The organism is Gordonia sp. YY1 (assembly GCF_009872315.1).
GTDB lineage: Bacteria > Actinomycetota > Actinomycetes > Mycobacteriales > Mycobacteriaceae > Gordonia > Gordonia amicalis.
The window spans coordinates 1-2,030 of sequence record NZ_WXYI01000048.1; the positions used below are offsets into that span (position 1 = coordinate 1).

Below are 2,030 nucleotides of genomic sequence, written 5' to 3' on the forward strand. Positions count from 1 at the left end.
GATTTTCAGGTGAAGTTGCGGGGGCAGCGGATCGAGTTGGGGGAGATCGAGTCGGTCCTGCAGACCGCACCCGGGGTCGTCGCCGCGGCGGTGCTGGTGCGCGACGACCGACTCGTCGCGTACCTGTCCGGGGACGCCGACGTGCCGGCGGTGCGTGATCACGCCGGGCGTCGTCTCGCGCCGTACATGGTCCCGGACACCTTCGTCGTGCTCGACGACATGCCACTCGGAACGTCCGGAAAGATCGACAGGAAAGCCCTTCCCGAACCGGATGCCGGTCCCCGTGAGATCGTGGCGCCGGCGTCGGACACCGAACGTCTGATCACCGGGATCGTCGCCGACGTCCTCGATCTCGGCGTCGACCGGGTGTCGGTCACCGACAGCTTCTTCGAGATCGGCGGACATTCGCTCTCGGCGACCCGGGTCGCCGCCCGGATCTCGCACACGTTGTCGCTGCCGTTCACCGTTCGCGAGTTGTTCGACGCCCCCTCGGTCCGTGCCATGGCTCGATGGGTCGACGAGCGACTCGGCGGCGATTCGGTCGCCATGCTCTCGCCTTCGGGTCGGCGAATCGGCGACGGGACCGGCGACCTGGGCTCGATTCCGCGTCCGGCACGCCTGCCCTTGTCGGCGGCACAACAGCGGATGTGGTTCATCAACCAGTTCGACCCGTCATCGCCCGCCTACAACATCCCCTTCGCGATGCGGCTGCACGGCCGCCTCGACACCGTCGCGTTGCGTGCCGCTCTCGCCGACGTCATCAGCCGTCATGAGGTGCTGCGTACCCGATACCCCCAGGATCTCGACGGTCGACCATGGCAGGACATCGTGCCCGCCGACGAGGTGACCGTCGACCAGTGGTGGCGCGACGGCGACATCGAGACCCTCACCACCGCCGGCTTCGACGTGACCCGCGATCTGCCCATTCGCGCCGGGCTCGTCGCCGCGTCCGGCGATCACGTCCTGGTGGTCGTCCTCCATCACATCGCGGCGGACGGCGAATCGCTGCGGCCGCTCGTCGACGACCTGTTGCAGGCCTATGCCGCGCGCACCGCAGGGCACGCGCCGGAACGACCGTCGCTCGACGTCCAGTACGCGGACGTCGCCCTGTGGCAGCAGCGCGTCCTGGGGTCGGTGGACGACCCGGACTCCGAACTCGGCCGGCGGGCCCGATGGTGGCAGGAGAAGCTCGCCGGCCTGCCCGACGTTCTCGAACTGCCGACCGATCGTCCGCGACCGCCGGTGGCGTCCCATCGCGGTGCCGTCGTGGAGTTCGAGGTGCCGGAAGATCTGGCGTCCGCGATCGACCGGTTCGCCCGCCGGCACGGGGTGACCGCGTTCATGGTGCTGCACGCCGCGGTGGCCGTCGTGCTGTCCCGGCTGGCGGGTTCCTCCGACATCGCCCTCGCGACGCCGGTCGCGGGCCGTGGACGCGCCGAACTCGACGCACTGGTCGGGATGTTCGTCAACACGGTCGTCCTGCGCACGCAGGTCGACCCGGGTGCCACATTCGGTGAGGTGATCGGGCAGGTCCGTGACACCGACCTCGACGCCTTCGACGCGGCCGACGTGCCGTTCGAGCATCTCGTCGATGTCCTCGCCCCGACGCGCAGCGAAGCCTTCGCGCCCCTCGCCCAGGTGATGCTGACGCTGGAACAGACCGGCGTCGGCGAGATCTCGGTACCCGGCCTGACGGTCACGCCCGTCGACGCGGGCGTTCCCGCCGCGCGGTTCGACCTCATGATCGGCATGACCACCGCGCGCGACGCGGCCGGCGATCTGACCGCCCTGTCCGGGCGGATCGTCTACGCCACCGATCTCTTCGAGGACCGCACCGTTCGCCGTCTGGGTGAGCGGATCGTCGACGTCCTGACGGCTGGTCTCGCCGACGACACCGTGGTGGTCGGCGACATCGATCTCGCCGACGCGACCGAACGTGCCGCCATCGCCGACTGGTCGCGGGGTGTGGTGGTGGGGTTGGGGTGGGGTGGTCGTTCGGTGGGTTCGGTGGTGGCGGAGCGGGTGGGGTT

Annotated in this window: 1 protein-coding gene; it reads left to right on the forward strand. The window is 69.9% G+C overall.

The window, feature by feature from the left end; all coding sequences use genetic code 11:
• Positions 1-2,030, forward strand: a 2,030-nt coding sequence (locus BPODLACK_RS23040; RefSeq protein ID WP_236577762.1) for a condensation domain-containing protein, incomplete at both ends; no start/stop codon positions are given.